The organism is Curtobacterium sp. MCPF17_011 (assembly GCF_003234145.1).
Classification (GTDB): Bacteria; Actinomycetota; Actinomycetes; order Actinomycetales; family Microbacteriaceae; genus Curtobacterium.
The window spans coordinates 1-5,381 of the sequence record NZ_QKSK01000022.1 but is presented as its reverse complement, the minus strand read 5'-3'; the positions used below and the strand labels follow the sequence as shown (position 1 = coordinate 5,381).

The following is a 5,381-nucleotide window of genomic DNA, read 5'->3' as shown; positions in this document are numbered from 1 at the left end:
TGGTGTTGTGTGGGGAGTGCGTCTGGTCCTTGAGAACTCAACAGCGTGCACATTGTCAATGCCAATTTTATTGACCTCGTGCTCGATCGGTTTCGGCTGGTCGGGTCATGAAGCAATTCCTTTTGGATTGAAGATTGTCAGTAGACAGTCAACAGTCAAGATCAACTCGCTGACACTTCGGTGTTGGTTGTAATTTTTTACGGAGAGTTTGATCCTGGCTCAGGACGAACGCTGGCGGCGTGCTTAACACATGCAAGTCGAACGATGATGCCCAGCTTGCTGGGCGGATTAGTGGCGAACGGGTGAGTAACACGTGAGTAACCTGCCCCTGACTCTGGGATAAGCGTTGGAAACGACGTCTAATACTGGATATGATCACTGGTCGCATGGCCTGGTGGTGGAAAGATTTTTTGGTTGGGGATGGACTCGCGGCCTATCAGCTTGTTGGTGAGGTAATGGCTCACCAAGGCGACGACGGGTAGCCGGCCTGAGAGGGTGACCGGCCACACTGGGACTGAGACACGGCCCAGACTCCTACGGGAGGCAGCAGTGGGGAATATTGCACAATGGGCGAAAGCCTGATGCAGCAACGCCGCGTGAGGGATGACGGCCTTCGGGTTGTAAACCTCTTTTAGTAGGGAAGAAGCGAAAGTGACGGTACCTGCAGAAAAAGCACCGGCTAACTACGTGCCAGCAGCCGCGGTAATACGTAGGGTGCAAGCGTTGTCCGGAATTATTGGGCGTAAAGAGCTCGTAGGCGGTTTGTCGCGTCTGCTGTGAAATCCCGAGGCTCAACCTCGGGCTTGCAGTGGGTACGGGCAGACTAGAGTGCGGTAGGGGAGATTGGAATTCCTGGTGTAGCGGTGGAATGCGCAGATATCAGGAGGAACACCGATGGCGAAGGCAGATCTCTGGGCCGTAACTGACGCTGAGGAGCGAAAGCATGGGGAGCGAACAGGATTAGATACCCTGGTAGTCCATGCCGTAAACGTTGGGCGCTAGATGTAGGGACCTTTCCACGGTTTCTGTGTCGTAGCTAACGCATTAAGCGCCCCGCCTGGGGAGTACGGCCGCAAGGCTAAAACTCAAAGGAATTGACGGGGGCCCGCACAAGCGGCGGAGCATGCGGATTAATTCGATGCAACGCGAAGAACCTTACCAAGGCTTGACATACACCGGAAACGGCCAGAGATGGTCGCCCCCTTGTGGTCGGTGTACAGGTGGTGCATGGTTGTCGTCAGCTCGTGTCGTGAGATGTTGGGTTAAGTCCCGCAACGAGCGCAACCCTCGTTCTATGTTGCCAGCGGGTTATGCCGGGGACTCATAGGAGACTGCCGGGGTCAACTCGGAGGAAGGTGGGGATGACGTCAAATCATCATGCCCCTTATGTCTTGGGCTTCACGCATGCTACAATGGCCGGTACAAAGGGCTGCGATACCGTAAGGTGGAGCGAATCCCAAAAAGCCGGTCTCAGTTCGGATTGAGGTCTGCAACTCGACCTCATGAAGTCGGAGTCGCTAGTAATCGCAGATCAGCAACGCTGCGGTGAATACGTTCCCGGGCCTTGTACACACCGCCCGTCAAGTCATGAAAGTCGGTAACACCCGAAGCCGGTGGCCTAACCCTTGTGGAAGGAGCCGTCGAAGGTGGGATCGGTGATTAGGACTAAGTCGTAACAAGGTAGCCGTACCGGAAGGTGCGGCTGGATCACCTCCTTTCTAAGGAGCATCTGGTCAGTGCTGTTCACCGTTTGGTGGGTGGTGGCTGGTCCAGGCGCCCGATTCGGACCGAACGTGTCCGACGGGTAGCTCATGGGTGGAACATTGACAGTGCAGTTGGGAGTGATGCTTCCGATCTTCAGTACACCGGGTTCGCCTGGTTGGAACGGGTCGGGGGTGGAGCGCTCAGCTGGTGCACGTTGTTGGGTCCTGAGGGACCAGGCTTCCTGCTGACACGAGAGTGTTGGGAGGGGTTGGGCCGTTGGGTCCTTCGTTGGGCCACATGATGTCAGACCGGTTTGGTCTGGGGGAGTGTGGTGCCGATCGTATGTTGAGAACTACACAGTGGACGCGAGCATCTTTAGATTCGCGTCATCCGAGACCGGTTGGTTGCCCTTGTGGTGATTGGTGTGGTGTCGGTGTGGCGTTGGATCGCAATTTTAATCTTTGTGGTCAAGTTTCTAAGAGCAAACGGTGGATGCCTTGGCATCTGGAGCCGAAGAAGGACGTAGAAATCTGCGATAAGCCTCGGGGAGCTGATAATCGAGCTGTGAGCCGAGGATTTCCGAATGGGGAAACCCCGCCAGGCGACTTGTCGACCTGGTGACTCCCGCCTGAATATATAGGGCGGGTAGAGGGAACGTGGGGAAGTGAAACATCTCAGTACCCACAGGAAGAGAAAACAACATGTGATTCCGTGAGTAGTGGCGAGCGAAAACGGATGAGGCTAAACCGATCATGTGTGATAGCCGGCGGGCGTTGCATGGTCGGGGTTGTGGGACACGTCACTCAGTTCTGCCGGACTGGGACGGTTACAGCGCATCATAGTCGAACCGGTTTGAAAGCCGGGCCGTAGTGGGTGCCAGCCCCGTAGACGAAATGGTGTTATGGCCGGATGTGTATCCCAAGTAGCACGGGGCCCGAGAAATCCCGTGTGAATCTGTCAGGACCACCTGATAAGCCTAAATACTCCCAGATGACCGATAGCGGACAAGTACCGTGAGGGAAAGGTGAAAAGTACCCCGGGAGGGGAGTGAAATAGTACCTGAAACCGTTTGCTTACAAACCGTCGGAGCCTCCTTTGTAGGGGTGACGGCGTGCCTTTTGAAGAATGAGCCTGCGAGTTAGCGATATGTGGCGAGGTTAACCCGTGTGGGGTAGCCGTAGCGAAAGCGAGTCTGAATAGGGCGATTCAGTCGCATGTCCTAGACCCGAAGCGAAGTGATCTATCCATGGCCAGGTTGAAGCGACGGTAAGACGTCGTGGAGGACCGAACCCACTTCAGTTGAAAATGGAGGGGATGAGCTGTGGATAGGGGTGAAAGGCCAATCAAACTTCGTGATAGCTGGTTCTCTCCGAAATGCATTTAGGTGCAGCGTTGCGTGTTTCTCGCCGGAGGTAGAGCTACTGGATGGCCGATGGGCCTCAACAGGTTACTGACGTCAGCCAAACTCCGAATGCCGGTGAGTGAGAGCGCAGCAGTGAGACGGTGGGGGATAAGCTTCATCGTCGAGAGGGAAACAACCCAGACTACCAACTAAGGCCCCTAAGCGTGTGCTAAGTGGGAAAGGATGTGGAGTTGCACAGACAACCAGGAGGTTGGCTTAGAAGCAGCCACCCTTGAAAGAGTGCGTAATAGCTCACTGGTCAAGTGATTCCGCGCCGACAATGTAACGGGGCTCAAGCACACCGCCGAAGTTGTAGATTTCGCACACTCGACAAGCCTTCGTGGTTCAGTCGTGCGGAGTGGTAGGAGAGCGTCGTGTGGCGAGTGAAGCGGCGGAGTGATCCAGCCGTGGACGCCACACGAGTGAGAATGCAGGCATGAGTAGCGAAAGACGGGTGAGAAACCCGTCCTCCGAAAGACCAAGGGTTCCAGGGCCAGGTTAATCCGCCCTGGGTAAGTCGGGACCTAAGGCGAGGCCGACAGGCGTAGTCGATGGACAACGGGTTGATATTCCCGTACCGGCGAACAACCGCCCAAGCTAATCCAGTGGTGCTAAGAGTCCTAACCCGGCACTTGTTGATCCCTTCGGGGTGAGACGGGCCGGTCTAACGCTCGACCCCATGCTGGTGCGGTTAGCGTATGAACAGGTGTGACGCAGGAAGGTAGCTGAGCCAGGCGATGGTATCCGTAAGGTGATCCTGGTGTAAGGATGTAGGGCTGACGATAGGCAAATCCGTCGTCTGTATGCCTGAGACCCGACGCGTACCCGTAAGGGGAATTCAGTGATCCTATGCTGCCGAGAAAAGCATCGACGCGAGGTTGCAGCCGCCCGTACCCGAAACCGACTCAGGTGGTCAGGTAGAGAATACCAAGGAGATCGAGATAATCGTGGTTAAGGAACTCGGCAAAATGCCCCCGTAACTTCGGGAGAAGGGGGGCCGGACGCGTGACCGGATTTACTCCGTGAGCGTTGAAGGCCGCAGAGACCAGTGGGAAGCGACTGTTTACTAAAAACACAGGTCCGTGCGAAGTCGCAAGACGATGTATACGGACTGACGCCTGCCCGGTGCTGGAAGGTTAAGAGGAAGGGTCAGCCTCACGGCGAAGCTCTGAATTTAAGCCCCAGTAAACGGCGGTGGTAACTATAACCATCCTAAGGTAGCGAAATTCCTTGTCGGGTAAGTTCCGACCTGCACGAATGGCGTAACGACTTCCCAGCTGTCTCAACCGCGAACTCGGCGAAATTGCACTACGAGTAAAGATGCTCGTTACGCGCAGCAGGACGGAAAGACCCCGTGACCTTTACTACAGTTTGGTATTGGTGTTCGGAGTGGCTTGTGTAGGATAGGTGGGAGACTGTGAAGCGGGCACGCTAGTGTTCGTGGAGTCATTGTTGAAATACCACTCTGGTCACTTTGGATGTCTAACGTAGGACCCTGATCGGGTTCATGGACAGTGCCTGATGGGTAGTTTAACTGGGGCGGTTGCCTCCCAAAGAGTAACGGAGGCGCCCAAAGGTTCCCTCAACCTGGTTGGCAATCAGGTGGCGAGTGTAAGTGCACAAGGGAGCTTGACTGTGAGACTGACAGGTCGAGCAGGGACGAAAGTCGGGACTAGTGATCCGGCAGTGGCTTGTGGAAGCGCTGTCGCTCAACGGATAAAAGGTACCTCGGGGATAACAGGCTGATCTTGCCCAAGAGTCCATATCGACGGCATGGTTTGGCACCTCGATGTCGGCTCGTCGCATCCTGGGGCTGGAGTAGGTCCCAAGGGTTGGGCTGTTCGCCCATTAAAGCGGTACGCGAGCTGGGTTTAGAACGTCGTGAGACAGTTCGGTCCCTATCCGCTGCGCGCGTTGGAAATTTGAGAAGATCTATCCCTAGTACGAGAGGACCGGGATGGACGAACCTCTGGTGTGTCAGTTGTTCTGCCAAGGGCACCGCTGATTAGCTACGTTCGGACCGGATAACCGCTGAAAGCATCTAAGCGGGAAGCCGTCTTCGAGATGAGATTTCCATGCACCTTGAGTGTGAGAGGCTCCCAGCAGACTACTGGGTTGATAGGCCGGATGTGGAAGCGGGGACTAACGACCCGTGGAGCTGACCGGTACTAATAAGCCGAAGACTTGACACACACTTTTTTCCTGGCCCTTTCGGGGGTTGGGGCTCGCGTCCACTTTGTGGTTCCCGACAGACGATCGGGAATCAAACTGAATA

At 55.5% G+C, this 5,381-nt stretch carries 2 rRNA genes; both read left to right on the top strand.

Annotated elements, in window-relative coordinates:
- The first annotated feature begins 196 nt into the window (after positions 1–196).
- Positions 197–1,718 (top strand): 16S ribosomal RNA (locus DEJ25_RS16315).
- Between the two features lie 451 nt (positions 1,719–2,169).
- Positions 2,170–5,298 (top strand): 23S ribosomal RNA (locus tag DEJ25_RS16310).
- The 16S and 23S rRNA genes sit together here, the layout of an rRNA operon.
- Positions 5,299–5,381 lie beyond the last annotated feature (83 nt).